This window comes from Methylobacterium sp. DB0501, from assembly GCF_011043735.1.
GTDB lineage: Bacteria > Pseudomonadota > Alphaproteobacteria > Rhizobiales > Beijerinckiaceae > Methylobacterium > Methylobacterium alsaeris.
In genome coordinates this window covers 26205-41139 of the sequence record NZ_JAAKGV010000030.1, presented here as the reverse complement: position 1 = coordinate 41139, position 14935 = coordinate 26205, and the positions used below count along the sequence as shown (strand labels likewise).

Below are 14935 nucleotides of genomic sequence, written 5' to 3'. Positions count from 1 at the left end.
GGCCCGCGGCCTCGTCAATCGAAGCTGCGCTTCGACCCAGACCCGCCGAGGCTGATCTTGCGGGTCTGCGGCGCGGCGGGGGCGGCCTGGACGGGCTTGGGCGGCGGCAGGTGGGCCTGGCCGTGGACCACGGCGCCGATCTCGCCGAGCGCCTTGACCAGGTCGTCCTTGTCGCAGGTGCGGGCGACGGCCAGGCCGAGCTTGTGGGTGTGGCTCTTGGCGTAGAGGTAGCCCGCGAGCTTGGCGCGGGTCTGCACCGGCAGGGCCTCGAGGAGGTCCGGCAGGTCCTCCGGCTCGGCCCGGTAGATCTCCCCGAGGGTCGCGAGGGGGACCGGGCAGTCGCGGTCGGCTTCCGCGCCGCTGGTGGGGTGGCCCTGGATCATGCTGCGTCCTCCGGCTGATGGCGAGCCGCCGACCCTAGAGCCGAAGGCGGGGTGAAGAAACCGCCGGCTCTCGCGATTCGGGGCGCTCGCGCTCCGGCGCCTCGATGCCCTATGCTCGCGTGGGACACCAGGGGGAGCGCGGGGCAACATGGCGGGAACCAGCGAAGCGACGACCGAGGCGGCACGGCCGCCGGGCGACCTGACGGTGCGGACCATCGCGATGCCGGCCGACACCAACGCCAACGGCGACATCTTCGGCGGCTGGGTGATGTCGCAGATGGACCAGGCCGGCGGCATCGCCGGGGTCGAGCGGGCGCAGGGCCGCGTCGTTACCGTGGCGGTCGAGGGCATGACCTTCCTGCGGCCGGTCCGGGTCGGCGACGTGCTGTGCGTCTACACCCAGGTCGTCACGACCGGCCGCACCTCGATGCGGATCCAGATCGAGGCCTGGGCCCGGCGCTTCCGCACCCAGACTCGCGAGAAGGTGACGGTCGGCGTGTTCACCTTCGTGGCGATCGACGACGACGGCCGCCCGCGCCCGATCCCGCCCGCCGCCCCGGGCCTGAGCCCGTGACCCCGCCTCCTCCTGAACCGGCCTCCTTCTCCTGCCAGGAATGCGGCGCCTGCTGCGCCTATTCGGCCGAGTGGCCGCGGTTCAGCATCGAGGAGGATGCCGACATCGCCCGGATCCCGGCCCGGTACGTCGACGATCCGGCCGGGCGGATGCGGTGCGAGGGCGAGCGCTGCTCCGCCCTTGAGGGCCGCGTCGGCGAGCGCGTGGCCTGCAAGGTCTACGCCGTGCGCCCGGAGGTCTGCCGCACCTGCGAGCCCGGCGATCCGGAATGCCTGATCGCCCGGCGCCATCACGGGTTGCCGGCATAGAGGCTGCAGGCCCTTGCATCGGCGCCTCCGGGGCGGCACATCCGTCGGATGATCGATCATCCGACCCGGGACGTCGGCTTCGGGGTCTACCTGCACTGGCCCTTCTGCGCCGCGAAGTGCCCCTATTGCGACTTCAACAGCCATGTCCGCCACGCCGCCATCGACCAGGCGCGGTGGCGGGCCGCCTTCGCGCGGGAGATCGCCCACGCCGCCGCCCTCGCGCCGGGCCGGACCGTGACGAGCATCTTCCTCGGCGGCGGCACGCCCTCGCTGATGGAGCCGGCGACGGTGGCGGCGCTCCTCGACGCGGTGGCGGGGGCCTGGGCCGTGGCGCCCGACATCGAGGTGACGCTGGAGGCCAACCCGACCAGCGTCGAGGCCGGCCGCTTCCGCGGCTACCGCGCGGCAGGGGTCAACCGGGTGTCGCTCGGGGTCCAGGCTCTCGACGACACCTCGCTGAAGAAGCTCGGCCGGCTGCACAGCACCGAGGAGGCGATGCGGGCGGTCGAGACCGCCGCCGCCCATTTCGAGCGCTTCTCCTTCGACCTGATCTATGCCCGCCCCGACCAGACGCCGGAGGCCTGGGCGGTGGAGCTGCGCGGGGCCATCGCCCGGGCGGCGGAGCACCTGTCGCTCTACCAGCTCACCATCGAGGAGGGCACGCCGTTCTACGGCCTCGCCGCCGCCGGCAAGCTCACCGTGCCGGACGACGACACGGCGCGGATCCTCTACGACGTGACCCAGGAGGTCTGCGCCTCGGCCGGCCTGCCGGCCTACGAGATCTCGAACCATGCCCGGCCGGGCGCCGAATCGCGCCACAACCTGCTTTACTGGCGCTACGGCGAGTATGCCGGCATCGGCCCCGGTGCCCATGGCCGCCTCGTCGTCCCCGAGGGCCGCACCGGCACCTCCACCGAGCGCAACCCGGAGGCCTGGCTCGCCCGGGCCGAGGGGGAGGGCCACGGCATCGTCGAGACGGAGCGTTTAAGCCCCGGCGACCAGGCCGACGAGTTCCTGATGATGGGCCTGCGCCTGCGCGAGGGCATCGACCCCGCCCGCTACGCCGCGCTGGCGGGCCGCCCCCTCGATCCGGACCGGGTCGCCGGACTGGTGGCGGCCGGGCTCGTCGCCCATCGTCCGAACGGCCGCATCGCCGCGACGCCGAGAGGCGCGCCGGTGCTCAACGCCGTCGTGGCCGAACTCGCGGCCTGAGCCTGCGCCGCACCGGGTGCCGTTGCGCCACGCCGAAAGTTGAGGGGAAACCCGGATCCTGAGGAGGGACCGGGGCCCGGGGAGCCTGACGGGGAGCCTTGGCTCCCCGGGCCCTTCACGCCTCGGGCCGGGCGGAAGGAGAGGGGCCTTGCGGGGATCAGGTCCCCGACGGCCCGAGCGCCCGCGGCGCCGGGCTGGCGACGCTCGTGCCGCCACCACGGATCTCGAACACCGCCAGGGTGCGGTCGCTGGTGCCCTCCGGCCGGAACCGGAAGGTGCCGTCGACCCCGGCGAAGCCCGACGGGTTGGTGAGCGTCGCATCGGCGAAGCGCTGCGACCCGTATTGCCGGTTGAGCGCCGCGGCGAGGGACACGGCATCGTAGGCGAGCGTCGCGACCCGGACCGGATCGGTCCCGAACCGGGCGCGGTAGCGCTGGCTGAACCCGGAAAAGCCGGCCGGATCGGCCGCGGCGAACCAGCCGCCCTGGAAGGCCGGCAGGACGAAGACCCGCGGGTCGTTCCAGAGGGCGGTGCCGACCGGCTTGACCCGAGCCGGGTTGAAGCCGGCGCGGGTCAGCGCGGCGCCGACGGCGGCGAGGCCCTCCGGCGTGTCGGGCAGGAACAGCGCGTCGGCCTGCGGCGCCGGGCCGGCGACGAGGGAGGCGATGCGCCCGACGGCCGGCCCCGGATTGCCGGCGGGGTAGCGCTCGATCGCCACCACCCGGGCGCCGCGGCGGGCCGCCGCCTCGCGGAACTGCGCCTCGACGACGCTGCCGTAAGTGGTGTCCGGGATCAGCGCCACGAAGGAGCGTCGCCCCGCCGCCGTGGTCTCGTCGACGATCCGGTCGACCTCGGGCTGGGGCAGGAAGCTGAGCAGGTAGACGCCCCGCGCCGCCACGCTGGCATCGGTCGAGAAGGCGATCACCGGCCTGCCGGCCGGCCGCGCCGTGGCCGCGGCCGATTGCACGGCGCCGGCGAAGAGCGGGCCGATGACCAGTTCCGCCCCCTCCGCCACGGCCGCCGCCGCCGCCTCGCGGGCGCCGTCCGGCGTGCTGCGGTCGTCCTTGACCAGGATCTTCAGGTCGGGGCTCTGGGATTCGGCGAGCGCCATCTCGGCGGCGTTGCGCAGGCCGGCACCGACCGCTGCGCCGGGCCCGGACAGCGGCAGGATCAGCGCGACCTTGACGGTGCCGGCCCCGATGCTCGTCCCGTCGCCGGCGGGCGCCGCCGACGCCTCGACCGGCGCGGGGCGGGTGGCGACGACCGGGCTGTCGATCCCGCCGCAGGCGCCAAGGGCCAGGATCGGCGCCAGGATCGGCGCCAGCAGGGCGACGGCGGTCGCCGCGCCGCGCCCGCGACGCCCCAGAGTGTCGAGGCCGATGCCCCCCATCGCCCGCTCCCCCGTTCCGACCGAGCTGCGAATCAGCCGCGGCAACCGACCAGCAACATGCATGCCCGGTGCATAAAGTCTGCCGACGAAAAGTAAACGACGGCCCGCGCCCACGTGGCGATGGCGCTGGGGCGGTGCGCCGTGGCACTGTCCCGGGACGATGACCCAGCGCAGCGACGATCCCCGCCGCCGTCCCCCGGACCGGTCCGCGACCGGCCGGGGCCCGGCGGTCTACACCGCCTTCGGCCTCGCCGCCGAGGCCGAGCCCCTGGCCCCGGGCCTGCACGTGGTGGCGACCCCGATCGGCAACCTGAAGGACGTGAGCTTCCGGGCGCTCTCGACGCTGGCCGCCGCCGACGCGGTGCTGGCCGAGGACACCCGGGTCACCCGCACGCTGCTCGCCCATTACGGCATCACCACGCCGCTCGTCGCCTATCACGAGCATTCGGGGGAGGGGGTGCGCGAGCGCATGATCGCCCGCATGCAAGGGGGCGAGGCCCTGGCGCTGGTTTCCGACGCCGGCACGCCGCTCGTCTCGGATCCGGGCTTCAAGCTGGTCCAGGCGGCGATCGAGGCGGGACTGGCGGTGACGCCGATTCCCGGCCCGTCCGCCGCCATCACGGCGCTCGTCGCCGCCGGGCTGCCGACCGACCGGTTCTTCTTCGAGGGATTCCTGCCGCAGAAGACCGGCGCGCGGCGCAACCGGCTCGCGGCCCTCGCCACCGTGCCGGGCACGCTCGTGCTGTTCGAGGCGCCGCACCGCCTGCCCGAGATGCTGGCCGACGCCGCCGAGGTGCTGGGCGGCACGCGGCCCGCCGCGGTGGCGCGCGAATTGACGAAGCTGTTCGAGACCGTGCGCCGCGGCGATCTCGCGGGCCTCGCCGCCGACTACGCCGCCTCCGGCCCGCCCAAGGGCGAGGTGGTGGTGGTGATCGGCACCGCGCCCGAGGATGCGCCGGGCCCGGAGGCCGACGCCGACCTCGATGCCCGTCTCGAGGCGGCGCTCGCCCGCCACTCGATCAAGGATGCCGCCTCCCTGGTCGCCGACGAGACCGGCGTGAAGCGCCGCGAGGTCTATGCCCGCGCCCTGGTGCTGGCCCGCCGCAGCGACGATGCCGACGACGCCTGAGGCCGCGCGCCGGCGCCGGCTGACCTTCGTGCGCGGACGCCGGGCCGAGTGGCTGGCGGCCCTCGCCCTCATGCTGAAGGGCTATCGGCCCCTGGCCTGGCGCGTCTCCCTCGGCGGCGGCGAGATCGACCTGATCGTGCGCCGCGGCGGCGTCGTGGCGTTCGTCGAGGTCAAGGCCAGGCCGACCCTGGAGGCGGCCCAGGTGGCGATCGACGCCCGCAAGCGCCGGCTGTTCTCACGCGCGGCGCGGGCCTGGATCGCCCGCGCGCCCTGGAGCGCGGGCCTCACCCTGCGGGCCGACGCGGTGTTCGTGGCGCCGGGACACTGGCCCCGGCACGTCGTCTCGGTCTTCGAGCTGGACGCGTAGCGTTTTTCGGCGATTGCGTTCATCTTGCGTGCAGCGCAACATGGCTAAGCTCGCCGGCATCACGTCGTCGCGGAGGAGGGGGAGTCACACGATGCGCAGCGGTTTCGGATGCGAGTCCTGCGGCTCCCCGGCGGTCCGTCTTCCGGCGGAGCTGAAGGACGACGCCCTGATCCAGTGCGACGGTTGCGGCTGCACGCTGATGGCCTGGGGTGCGTTCAAGCGCCGCGTCGAGGCGCAGGAGGCAGCCGAGCGCCCCGAGCCGGCCGAGCGGCGCTCGGTCGGGGCAAGGGTTCCGTCGATCTGCTGAAGGCGGCGTCGGCGCGCGGCCGACGCGACGCCGTCCCGACTCGCTTGGTGATTCCCAAGGGCGAGTGACACCATCCATGTCATTCAGGGCTCCGCTTTCGCGGCCCTGGAATGACGATGGCGAATTGTCGATGCGCGTGCGAACTCAGCCCGCTGCCGCCGCGATCGCGGCGATCAGGGTGCGCTTGAGGTCCTGCTGGCTGAACGGCTTCTGCACCACCGGGCGATCGCGGAACGGCTCGCGGATGCCGGCGCCGCCATAGCCGGTGGAGAAGACGAGGGGCAGGCCGCGGCGCACGATCGCCTCGGCCACGGGGTAGATCGGCTCGCCGGCGACGTTGACGTCGAGGATCGCGACCACGAAGCTCTCGGTCTCGGCCATCTCGAGCGCCTTGCTCAGGCGGGCCGCCGGACCCACGACCTCGCAGCCGAAATCGAGAAGCATGTCCTCCAACAGCATCGAGATCGCCGCTTCGTCCTCCACCACGAGGACGCGGGCACCGTTCAGGAGGTCTTCGCTTGTTTCCGTGCCCACGCCGGAGTTCTTTCCCTCAACGCCCCGCACCGAGGCCCCACCGAACCGTCCCTGTCGCCGCGGAAGCCGCGGGGCCGCCAGGAACTCCATCCACCATTCCATCCACCCGCAACCCAAGCGGGGCCGCGCCGGCAGACGAGGCCTGCGCCGGTGAGCCGTCGCCCGGAAAGGCAGACATGTCAAGCGCACGGACATGGGACGCGATGCAGCGGCGCCGCAATACTCCCCGCCCCTTGAATCGCCGACGCCTGATCGCGGGGGGCGGGGTGGCCGCGCTCGCGGCGGCCCTGTCGGGACGGGCGGCCGCCACCCCGGCGCAGGCCGACAGGCCGGTCGTCGTGGCCTCGAAGGTCGACGGGGAGGGGGCGCTCCTCGGCCACCTGATCGTGATGGTCCTGCGGCGACTCGGCGTGCCGGTGGCGGCCCGGCTCCAGCTCGGCCCGACCCGCATCGTGCGCACCGCGCTGACCGCGGGCGAGATCGACGTCTATCCCGAATATACCGGCAACGCCGCCTTCTTCTCCGGCACCGATTCGGATCCGGTCTGGCGCCGGGCCGACAGCGCCTATGCGGCGGCCAAGGACTTCGATGCGAGGCACGGCCTCACCTGGCTGAAGGCGGCGCCGGCCAACAACACCTGGCAGATCGCCGTGCAGGGCGGTCTCGCCCGGGCCGAGCGCCTCGCCACGATGGCGGATTTCGCCGGCGCGGTCCGCCGCGGACTGATCGAGCTTGCCGCCTCGGCGGAGTTCGTAGAAAGCCCCGCCGCCTTGCCGTCCTTCGAGCAGGCCTATGATTTCACGATGCCGCGGGAGCGGATCGTCATGCTGCCGGGCGGCGACACCGCCGTCACCCTGCGGGCGGCGGCGCAGGGAATCAGCGGGGTCAATGCCGGCATGGTCTACGGCACCGACGGGGCGATCGCCGCCCTCGACGTGGTGGTGATGAGCGATCCCGCCGGGGCGCAGATCGTGTACGAGCCGGCCCCTGTGATCCGCACCACCGTCCTCGTCCGCCACCCGGAGATCGGGCCGGTTCTCGACCGGCTGTTCGCCGGCCTGGACCTGCCGATCCTGCGGCGCCTGAACGCGCAGATCGCCGTGGACGGCGACACGCCGGAGACGGTCGCCCGGCGCTATCTCGGAACGCTCCCCTCATGACGCCCTCCGTCCCGGTCCGGCCCGCCGCCTGGCTTCCCACCGCTCTTGCCGCCCTCGCCGTCGCGAGCCTCGCCGGACTGCCGTTCCTCACCCTGGCGCCGAACCGCCTCGTCCCCGGGAGTCCCGTCGGCTGCGGGCTGTCCGGCGCCGCGGCCGGGATGCTCGCGGTCGCCGCCGCCTGGCTCCTCGCCGGGCCGGGGCGGCCCGGGCGCGCGGGGATCGCCCTTGCGGTATCGCTCGCCGCCTGGGGGGCGCTGCTCCTCGGGGCCGGGCGGGCGGCGGCCGACCTCGTCGCCGGGCAGCCGCCGGCCGCCCGTGCCGCCCTCGGCTCGGGGGCATGGCTCGCCGGCCTCGCCCTCGCGGGCCTCGTGGCGGAATCCGCCCGCGCGGCGCTGCCGCGCCGCGGCGGCTTCGTCGCCGTCCTGCTCCTCGTCGGGCTGAGCACCCTCGCCGGCCTGGCCGACTTCCTCGACGCCCTGTCGCTCGCCGTCGAGTACCGTGCGCGGGCGGCCTCGATCGGGACGGCCTTCGTGCAGCATCTCGGGCTGGCCGGGGCGTCGCTGGCGCTGGCCCTGGTCGTCGCGGGACCCCTGGCGCTCCTGCACCTGCGCGGCGGGCCGGCCTCGCGCCTCGCCGACGGGCTTCTCAACGGGATCCAGGTCGTACCGGCGCTCGCGCTCTTCGCCGCCCTGGTGGCGGGCCTCTCGGCGCTGCTCGCGCTGGTGCCGGCCCTGCGCAGCGTGGGCCTTGCCGCCATCGGCCCGACCCCGGCGGTGATCGGCACCGCCGCCTATCTCGGCCTGCCGCTGGTCCGCGGCCTCGCCGCCGGCCTCGCGGGGGTGGATCCAGACGTGCTCGCCGCCGCGCGCGCCATGGGGCTCACGCCCCGCCAGGTGCTGCTGCGGGTGCGCCTGCCCCTCGGGGCACCGGTGCTGATCGGAGCGCTCCGGGTCGCGGCGGTACAGAGCATCGGGCTCGCCACCCTCGGCGGCCTCGTCGGAGCGGGCGGGCTCGGGGCGGTGGTGTTCGAGGGCATGGCACAGTTCGCCCAGGACCTGATCCTGCTCGGGGCGCTGCCGGTGATCGGCCTGGCGCTCGCGGTCGATGCCGGGCTCGCCCTCCTCACGGGAGCGAGGATTGCAGGAGAGACGGCATGATCAGAGACGGCATGATCAGAGACGGCATGACCCGCGCCGGTCGCGGCGCCCTGGCGCCGCTCCTCCTCGGCCTCGCCCTCGCGGTGCTCAGCCTGCCGGAGGTCGCCGGGTTCGTCGTCCGCATCCTCGGCCTGCAGGCCGGCACGCCGGTACCGGCCGGGCGCCTCGCCTGGCTCGCCCGCCAGCACCTCGTCCTGGCACTGGCGGGGTTCGCCCTCGCCGGCGGGGCCGGGCTCGCGCTGGGCATCCTGGCGACCCGGGCGGCCGGCGCGTCCTTGCGCGCCACCCTCGACACCCTGGCCGCCGCCGCGCAAGCCGCGCCGCCGGTGGTGATCGTGGCGCTCGCCCTGCCGGTGCTCGGCTTCGGCGCACCGCCGATCCTGCTGGCGCTCGCCGCCTACGGGCTGATGCCGGTGATGCGCGGCACCGTCGGCGCGCTCGCCACCGTGCCCGACGACGTGCGCCGGGCCGCGACCGCGCTGGGCCTCACCCCGGCGCAGACGCTGCTGCGGGTGGAACTGCCCCTCGCCGCCGGGCCGATCCTGGAGGCGCTGAGGGTGGTGCTGGTGCTGGCGGTGGCGACCGCCGCGATCGGGGCGCTCGCCGGCGCCCAGACCCTCGGCACCCCGATCGTCGTCGGGCTGCAGAACCAGAACACCCTGGCGCTGGTCCAGGGTGCGGCCGCCGCCGCGGCGCTCGCCTTCCTGGCCGATGCCGCGTGGCTGGCGGCGGCGGCGGGAGTCGGAAGGCTGCTGCGCCGCTGACGGCCTACGCCGCCGCCAGCCCCCGCTTGCGCAGGAGCGGCGCGGTGCTCGGCAGGCGTCCGCGGAACGCCGTGTAGGCGCTGCGGGCGTCGCGCAAGTTCCCGGCGCCGTAGACGTAGGTGCGCAGGCGCTCGGCAGTGGCCGGATCGAAGATGTTGCCGGCCTCCCGGAAGGCGTCGAAGGCGTCGGCGTCCAGCACCTCGGACCAGAGATAGCTGTAATAGCCGGCCGCGTAGCCTTCCCCGGCGAAGATGTGCTGGAAGTGCGGCGTGCGGTGGCGCATCGCGATCTCGGCCGGCATGCCGATCCGCCGCAGCGACTCGGCCTCGAAGGCGAGGGGATCGATGCCGGATTCGGCCTCGCCCGACAGGTGTAGGTCGAGGTCGACGATGGCCGATGCCGTATATTCCACCGTGGCGAAGCCCTGGTTGAAGGTGCGGGCGGCGAGCAGCCGGCGCAGCAAGTCCTCGGGCATCGGTTCGCCGGTGCGGTAGTGGCGGGCATGGGCGCGCAGCACCTCGGGCTGCTCCAGCCAATGCTCGTAGAGCTGCGACGGCAGCTCGACGAAGTCGCCCGCCACCGCGGTGCCGGCGAGCACCGGGTAGGTCACGTTCGACAAGAGGCCGTGCAGGGCGTGGCCGAATTCGTGGAACAGCGTGCGGGCATCGTCGAAGGACAGGAGCGCCGGCTCGTCCTCGGCCCCCTTGGCGAAGTTCATCACGTTGACGATGATCGGCGTGATCTCGCCGGCGAGGCGCTCCTGCGAGCGGAAGCCGCTCATCCAGGCGCCCGAGCGCTTGCTCGGCCGCGCGAAGTAATCGCCGAGGAACAGCCCGACCAGATGCCCGTCGCGGTCGGCGACCTCCCAGGCCCGTACCTCCGGGTGATAGCGCGGCGCGTCCTGGAGTTCGGTGAAGGAGAGGCCGAACAGGCGGTGCGCGGTGTCGAAGGCGGCCTGGATCATGCCCTCGAGGGGCAGGTACGGCTTGATCTCGCCCTCGTCGAGGGCGTGCTCGCGCCGGCGCAGGCGCTCGGCGTAGTGGCGCCAGTCCCACGGCGCGAGGGGCGCGGTCTGGCCGTCCTCGCGGGCCAGCGCCTGGAGCCGGTCGCGCTCGGCCTCGGCCCGCCGGCGCGCCGGCGCCCAGACCTCCTCCAGCAGCCCGACCGCGGCCTCGGCGCTGCCCGCCATGGTGTCGTCGAGGCGATAGGCGGCGTAGCTCGGATAACCGAGGAGGCGGGCGCGCTCGGCGCGCAGACGCAGGGTCTCGGTGATGATCGCCCGGTTGTCGGTGTCGCCGCCATTCTCGCCGCGGCGGATCCAGGCGGCGTAGGCGCGCTCGCGCAAGGCGCGGTTGGTCGAGAAGACCAGGAACGGCTCGATCAGCGAGCGCGACAGGGTGACGACGTGGCGCCCGGCCAGCCCGCGCTCCTCGGCGGCGCGACCGGCCGCGGCGCGCAGGAAGGGCGGCAGGCCGGCGAGGTCTCCCTCGCCGTCGAGCTCGAGAGTGAACGCGCCCTCGTCGGCGAGCAGGTTCTGGCTGAACTGGGTGCCGAGCTCGGCGAGCCGCGCCGCGATGGCGGCCATGCGCTCCTTTGCCTCGGCGTCGAGCTCGGCCCCGGCCCGGCGGAAGCGCAGGCGGTAGCGCTCGCGCACCCGCTTCTGCTCGTCGGACAGGCCATCCTCGACGATGCCCGAGACCCGCGCCCACAGGTCGGGGTTGAGGTAGATCGCGCTGCCGTGGCGGGCGAGCCGGGGCGCCACCGCCCGCTCCACCGCCTGCAGCTCCGGATTGGTGTGGCTGCCGGTGAGGTTGAAGAAGGTCGAGGAGACCCGGCGCAAGGCCTGGCCCGCGCGCTCCAGCGCCTCGATCGTGTTGGCGAAGGTCGCCGGTTCTGGATTGCCGGCGATGGCCTCGATCTCGGCGAGGTGCTGGGCCAGGGCCCGCTCGAAGGCCGGCTCGTAATGCGCCGGCGCGATGCGCTCGAAGGGCGGCAGCCCGTGCGGCGTGGTCCAGGCCGGCTCGGAGAAGGGGTTGGGCTCGTGCTCCGCCGTGACGCCGCGCATGCTGGTCCTCTCGTTCAGGTGGCGGGTGACGATAGCCCCTGGGGCGGGCGGCGCAAGCGAAGGCCGGTCGCAGGCTACCGGTCACGCCTCGGAACGGTCACGCCTTGGAACGGTCACGCTTGGCTGCCCGTTGAGGAGCGGACCAGGGGAGGGCGCGCAATGCCGGGGACGATCGTGGGGCAGTGCCTCGCCGCGCTGTTGGGAGCCGGCCTCGCGGCGATCCCGGCCGCGGCGCAGACGCCCGCCGCTTCGCCACCCTTGAGCCGGGTCCCGGCCGATCAGGTCCCCCTGCCGCCCCCGCGACCGGAGGAGGCCAAGGAACCTGCCACGAAGGAGCCTGCGGCCAAGGACGCGACGAGCAAGGATGCGACGGACAAGGATCCGGCGTCGAAGGACGCCGCGAAGGAGACGCCCCCGGTGACGCCGGAGCCGGCCCCGCTGCCGCCCGAGCGGCCCGCCGACATCCCCTCCGGCCCGGCGCCGACGCCCGCGACAATCGTGCCGGACGACACCGCCTGCCTGCGCCGGCTCGAACGGCTCGGCGCCAAGGCGGAATCGGTGGCGCCGCTCGCGGACGGGATGTGCGGGGCGGCCAAGCCCCTGCGGGTGACCGAGCTGCCGGACGGGGTGACCCTGGCCCCCGCCGCCACCCTCACCTGCACCGCCGCCGAGGCCCTGGCGCGCTGGAGCACCGATGTGCGGGTGATCGCCGAGCGCAGCCTCGGCAAGGCGCCGCAGAAATTCCAGATCGGCGGTTCCTACGAGTGCCGCGGCCAGAACCACGATCCGAGCGCCAAGCTCAGCGAGCACGCCTATGCCAACGGGATCGACGTGATGGGTTTCACGTTCGAGGGCAGGGCGCCGGTCACCGTCGGCGCCACGCGGGAGGGCACGCCGGAGGCCGCGTTCGAGGCGACCGTCAGGGCTCGCGCCTGCGGTTTCTTCCGCACGGTTCTGGGACCCGGCTCGGATGCCGCCCACGCCAATCACCTCCATCTCGACGAGCGCGAGCGCCCCGCCGGCCACCGCCTGTGCCAATGAGCGTCTCCCGTCCGGGAACGGGATCGGGCCTCTCACGCTTGTAAGCCCTGCCGGCGCGGCGTTCGGGCCGGGCTTTGCTTTGTCGGAGACGGTCAGATGCGGGTTGCGGCGGCGAGGCTCGGGGCGGCTCTACTGGTGATGGGGCTCGCGGGCGCGGCCGGCGCCGCGGAGACGCCCCTGACGCCGGAGGCGATCAACCAGGCGCAGTTCGACGCCGGGGCGCCGGAGGCGGACAAGGACGACCGCAAGGGCGCGGACAAGAAGTCCTCCGAGACGAAATCATCCGAGAGAAAATCCTCCAAGGCCGCCGAGAAGCGGCCCGATCCGCTGACGATCCGGACACAGGTTCTGCTCGACCGGGCCGGCTTCTCGCCCGGCGCCATCGACGGGCGCGACGGCGACAACCTGCGCGGCGCGCTCGCCGGTTTCGCCAAGGCCAAGGGACAGCCCTTCTCCGGCCAGATCGATGCGCCGCTCTGGCAGGCCCTGTCCGGCACCAGCCAGGATCCGGCGGTGACCCAGTACACCCTGACCGAGAAGGACGTCGAAGGCCCCTATGCCGAGACGATCCCGGCGAAGATGGAGGACCAGGCCGACCTGAAGGCCTTGTCCTACACGTCCCCGGCCGAGATGCTGGCGGAGCGCTTCCATATGAGCAAGGGCCTGCTCGAGGCGCTGAACCCCGACAAGCCGCTGGCGAAGGCCGGCACGGTGATCACGGTGGCGGCGGTACCGCCTCTGGAGACCGGGCGAATCCCCGCCAAGGAACTGCCGGAGACCCCGAAGGTCAGCCGCATCGAGGTCGACAAGGACGCGCTCCAGGTCCGCGCCTACGGCGAGGACGGGACCCTGCTGCACCTCTACCCCGCCTCGATCGGCAGCGAGGAGAAGCCGGCACCGAGCGGCGTCCTCAAGGTCGAGGGCGTCGCCTTCGACCCGACCTACACCTACAACCCGAAATACGCATTCCAGGGCGTCGAGTCGAAGAGCAAGTTCACCATCAAGCCCGGCCCGAACAACCCGGTCGGCGTGGTCTGGATCGACCTGTCGGGCAACGACGGCTATGGCATCCACGGCACCCCGGAGCCGGAAAAGGTCGGCAAGACCGAATCGCATGGCTGCGTCCGGCTCACGAACTGGGATGCCCGCGATCTGGCCAAGCACGTCGCGAAGGGCGCGAAGGTCGATTTCGGGAAGTGAGCCGACTTCGTCGGATCGGGTCGGACGCCTAATCCTAAGAAGATCCTCCCCGTCATCCCGGGTTCCGCCGGGCAGGCCCGGGATGACGGGGAGGGTGGCAGGGCCGGCAGGACGCTCGCCGCCCCCTCAATTGCTCCGTAGCAACGCCTCGAGCACCTTCGCTCCCGGCCGGCCGGTCTGCGGCATGCCGAGCCGCCGCTCGATGTCCTTGATCGCCTCGCGGGTCTTGGAGCCGACCTTTCCGTCCGGCTCGCCGACGTCGTAGCCGCGGGCGGCCAGCGCGCTCTGCAGGCTGCGGCGCTCGGCCCGGGACAGGGGCGGGTCGTCGGTCGGCCAGGCGGTCTGGATGCCGGCCTTGCCGCGCAAGCGGTCCGACAGCACCGCGATGGCCAGCCCGTAGGAATCGGCGGCGTTGTAGGAGTAGATCGCGTCGAAGTTCTTCGTCACCAGGAAGGCCGGGCCGCCGGCGCCGGCCGGGGCCATGATGCCGACCGGCCCCTCGCCGGAGAGCGGCCGTCCGTCGATCCTCGTCACCCCGAGCGACGCCCAGTGCGCCACCGGCTTCTTGTTCTTGCGCCCGGCCGCCGACACGTTGAAGCCCGGCGGCAGCCGTACCTCGTAGCCCCAGGGCTGGCCGTTGTGCCACTTGGCGACGCGCAGGAAGTTGGCGGTGGAGCCGACCGCATCCGGCACCGAATCGACCACGTCGCGCCGCCCGTCGCCGTCGAGGTCGACCGCGAGGCGCTGGTAGGTGGTCGGCATGAACTGGGTCTGGCCGAAGGCGCCGGCCCAGGAGCCGGTCAGGCGATCGGGGGCGATGTCGCCCCGGTCGATGATCTTGAGGGTGGCGATCAATTCGCCGCGGAAGAAGTCGCGCCGGCGGGTGCCGCCGCAGGCCAGCGTCGCAAGCGACTGGACCAGCGGCATCTTGCCGAGGTTCTTGCCGAAGTTCGATTCGACGCCCCACACCGCCGCGATGGTGTAGCGGTCGACGCCGTAGCGCGCCTCGGCCTGGGCGAGCGCAGTCGCGTGCTGGCGCATGGCGGCGCGGCCGTCATCGACCCGCTCGTCGTCGACGAGGGCGGCCATGTAGTCCCAGATCGGCGTCTTGAACTCGGGCTGGGCCTGGGACAGCTCGATCACCTTGTCGTCGAAGCTGATTCCCGCCGTGGCGGCCTGGAACGCCGCCGGCGACACGCCGGCCGCCGCCGCATCCTGGCCGAGGCCGGCGAGGCAGGAGCGAAAATCCGCCAGCGCCGCCTCCGGCAGGCCGAGGCCGGCGAGGCAGAGCAGGGTGGCGGCCTTGAGGGTCGCGCGCCGCGTCATGAGCAGAAATCTCTCCCG

At 73.6% G+C, this 14935-nt stretch carries 16 protein-coding genes; 11 read left to right on the top strand and 5 right to left on the bottom strand.

Annotated elements, in window-relative coordinates; genetic code table 11:
- Positions 1–14 precede the first annotated feature (14 nt).
- Positions 15–383: a hypothetical protein gene (locus G4G93_RS31330; protein WP_165090926.1), complete on the bottom strand. Its 369-nt coding sequence runs from the start codon at positions 381–383 to the stop codon at positions 15–17.
- 148 nt (positions 384–531) lie between these two features.
- On the opposite strand from G4G93_RS31330, the gene yciA reads away from it, so the two are divergent.
- From yciA to hemW, 3 genes are read left to right on the top strand one after another with little or no spacing between them, the layout of a single operon-like run.
- On the top strand, positions 532–957 hold the full coding sequence (gene yciA / locus G4G93_RS31325; RefSeq protein WP_165090923.1) for an acyl-CoA thioester hydrolase YciA: 426 nt from the start codon (positions 532–534) through the stop codon (positions 955–957).
- A complete protein-coding gene (locus G4G93_RS31320) occupies positions 954–1265 on the top strand; it encodes a YkgJ family cysteine cluster protein (RefSeq protein WP_165090921.1) in 312 nt (103 codons plus the stop codon). The genes yciA and G4G93_RS31320 overlap by 4 nt, the downstream gene beginning before the upstream one ends.
- 48 nt (positions 1266–1313) lie before the next feature.
- Complete coding sequence (hemW, locus tag G4G93_RS31315; protein WP_165090919.1) at positions 1314–2477, top strand: radical SAM family heme chaperone HemW; 1164 nt, start codon at positions 1314–1316, stop codon at positions 2475–2477.
- Positions 2478–2634: 157 nt separating this feature from the next.
- Here hemW and G4G93_RS31310 read toward each other — a convergent pair whose 3' ends face one another.
- Positions 2635–3867: a penicillin-binding protein activator gene (locus tag G4G93_RS31310; protein ID WP_165090916.1), complete on the bottom strand. Its 1233-nt coding sequence runs from the start codon at positions 3865–3867 to the stop codon at positions 2635–2637.
- Positions 3868–4027: 160 nt separating this feature from the next.
- On the opposite strand from G4G93_RS31310, the gene rsmI reads away from it, so the two are divergent.
- The 3 genes from rsmI (at position 4028) to G4G93_RS31295 (ending at position 5670) form a co-directional block, all read left to right on the top strand.
- Complete coding sequence (gene rsmI, locus G4G93_RS31305) at positions 4028–4996, top strand: 16S rRNA (cytidine(1402)-2'-O)-methyltransferase (RefSeq protein ID WP_165090913.1); 969 nt, start codon at positions 4028–4030, stop codon at positions 4994–4996.
- Positions 4980–5363 (top strand): YraN family protein, encoded by a 384-nt coding sequence (locus G4G93_RS31300; RefSeq protein WP_246737144.1) that lies wholly within the window; start codon positions 4980–4982, stop codon positions 5361–5363. Before rsmI ends, G4G93_RS31300 begins: the two co-directional genes overlap by 17 nt.
- Positions 5364–5454: 91 nt before the next feature.
- Positions 5455–5670: a hypothetical protein gene (locus G4G93_RS31295; RefSeq protein WP_165090841.1), complete on the top strand. Its 216-nt coding sequence runs from the start codon at positions 5455–5457 to the stop codon at positions 5668–5670.
- Positions 5671–5814: 144 nt separating this feature from the next.
- Here G4G93_RS31295 and G4G93_RS31290 read toward each other — a convergent pair whose 3' ends face one another.
- Complete coding sequence (locus G4G93_RS31290; RefSeq protein WP_395413666.1) at positions 5815–6129, bottom strand: response regulator; 315 nt, start codon at positions 6127–6129, stop codon at positions 5815–5817.
- Between the two features lie 341 nt (positions 6130–6470).
- On the opposite strand from G4G93_RS31290, the gene G4G93_RS31285 reads away from it, so the two are divergent.
- The 3 genes from G4G93_RS31285 to G4G93_RS31275 are packed head-to-tail and all read left to right on the top strand — an operon-like array spanning position 6471 to position 9285.
- Positions 6471–7364: a glycine betaine ABC transporter substrate-binding protein gene (locus G4G93_RS31285; RefSeq protein ID WP_312892304.1), complete on the top strand. Its 894-nt coding sequence runs from the start codon at positions 6471–6473 to the stop codon at positions 7362–7364.
- A complete protein-coding gene (locus tag G4G93_RS31280) occupies positions 7361–8521 on the top strand; it encodes an ABC transporter permease (protein ID WP_165090905.1) in 1161 nt (386 codons plus the stop codon). Before G4G93_RS31285 ends, G4G93_RS31280 begins: the two co-directional genes overlap by 4 nt.
- Positions 8518–9285 (top strand): ABC transporter permease, encoded by a 768-nt coding sequence (locus G4G93_RS31275; RefSeq protein ID WP_395411051.1) that lies wholly within the window; start codon positions 8518–8520, stop codon positions 9283–9285. Before G4G93_RS31280 ends, G4G93_RS31275 begins: the two co-directional genes overlap by 4 nt.
- A gap of 4 nt (positions 9286–9289) precedes the next feature.
- Here G4G93_RS31275 and G4G93_RS31270 read toward each other — a convergent pair whose 3' ends face one another.
- Positions 9290–11350: a M3 family metallopeptidase gene (locus tag G4G93_RS31270; RefSeq protein WP_165090903.1), complete on the bottom strand. Its 2061-nt coding sequence runs from the start codon at positions 11348–11350 to the stop codon at positions 9290–9292.
- A gap of 159 nt (positions 11351–11509) precedes the next feature.
- Here G4G93_RS31270 and G4G93_RS31265 point away from each other — a divergent pair, with 159 nt between their 5' ends.
- Positions 11510–12391, top strand: a complete 882-nt coding sequence (locus tag G4G93_RS31265) for an extensin family protein (RefSeq protein ID WP_165090900.1) — start codon at positions 11510–11512, stop codon at positions 12389–12391.
- A gap of 96 nt (positions 12392–12487) precedes the next feature.
- Positions 12488–13591 (top strand): L,D-transpeptidase, encoded by a 1104-nt coding sequence (locus G4G93_RS31260; protein WP_165090897.1) that lies wholly within the window; start codon positions 12488–12490, stop codon positions 13589–13591.
- 126 nt (positions 13592–13717) lie between these two features.
- Here the strand turns inward: G4G93_RS31260 and G4G93_RS31255 are convergent, their stop codons facing one another.
- Positions 13718–14917 (bottom strand): lytic murein transglycosylase, encoded by a 1200-nt coding sequence (locus tag G4G93_RS31255; protein WP_165090894.1) that lies wholly within the window; start codon positions 14915–14917, stop codon positions 13718–13720.
- Positions 14918–14935: the final 18 nt, after the last annotated feature.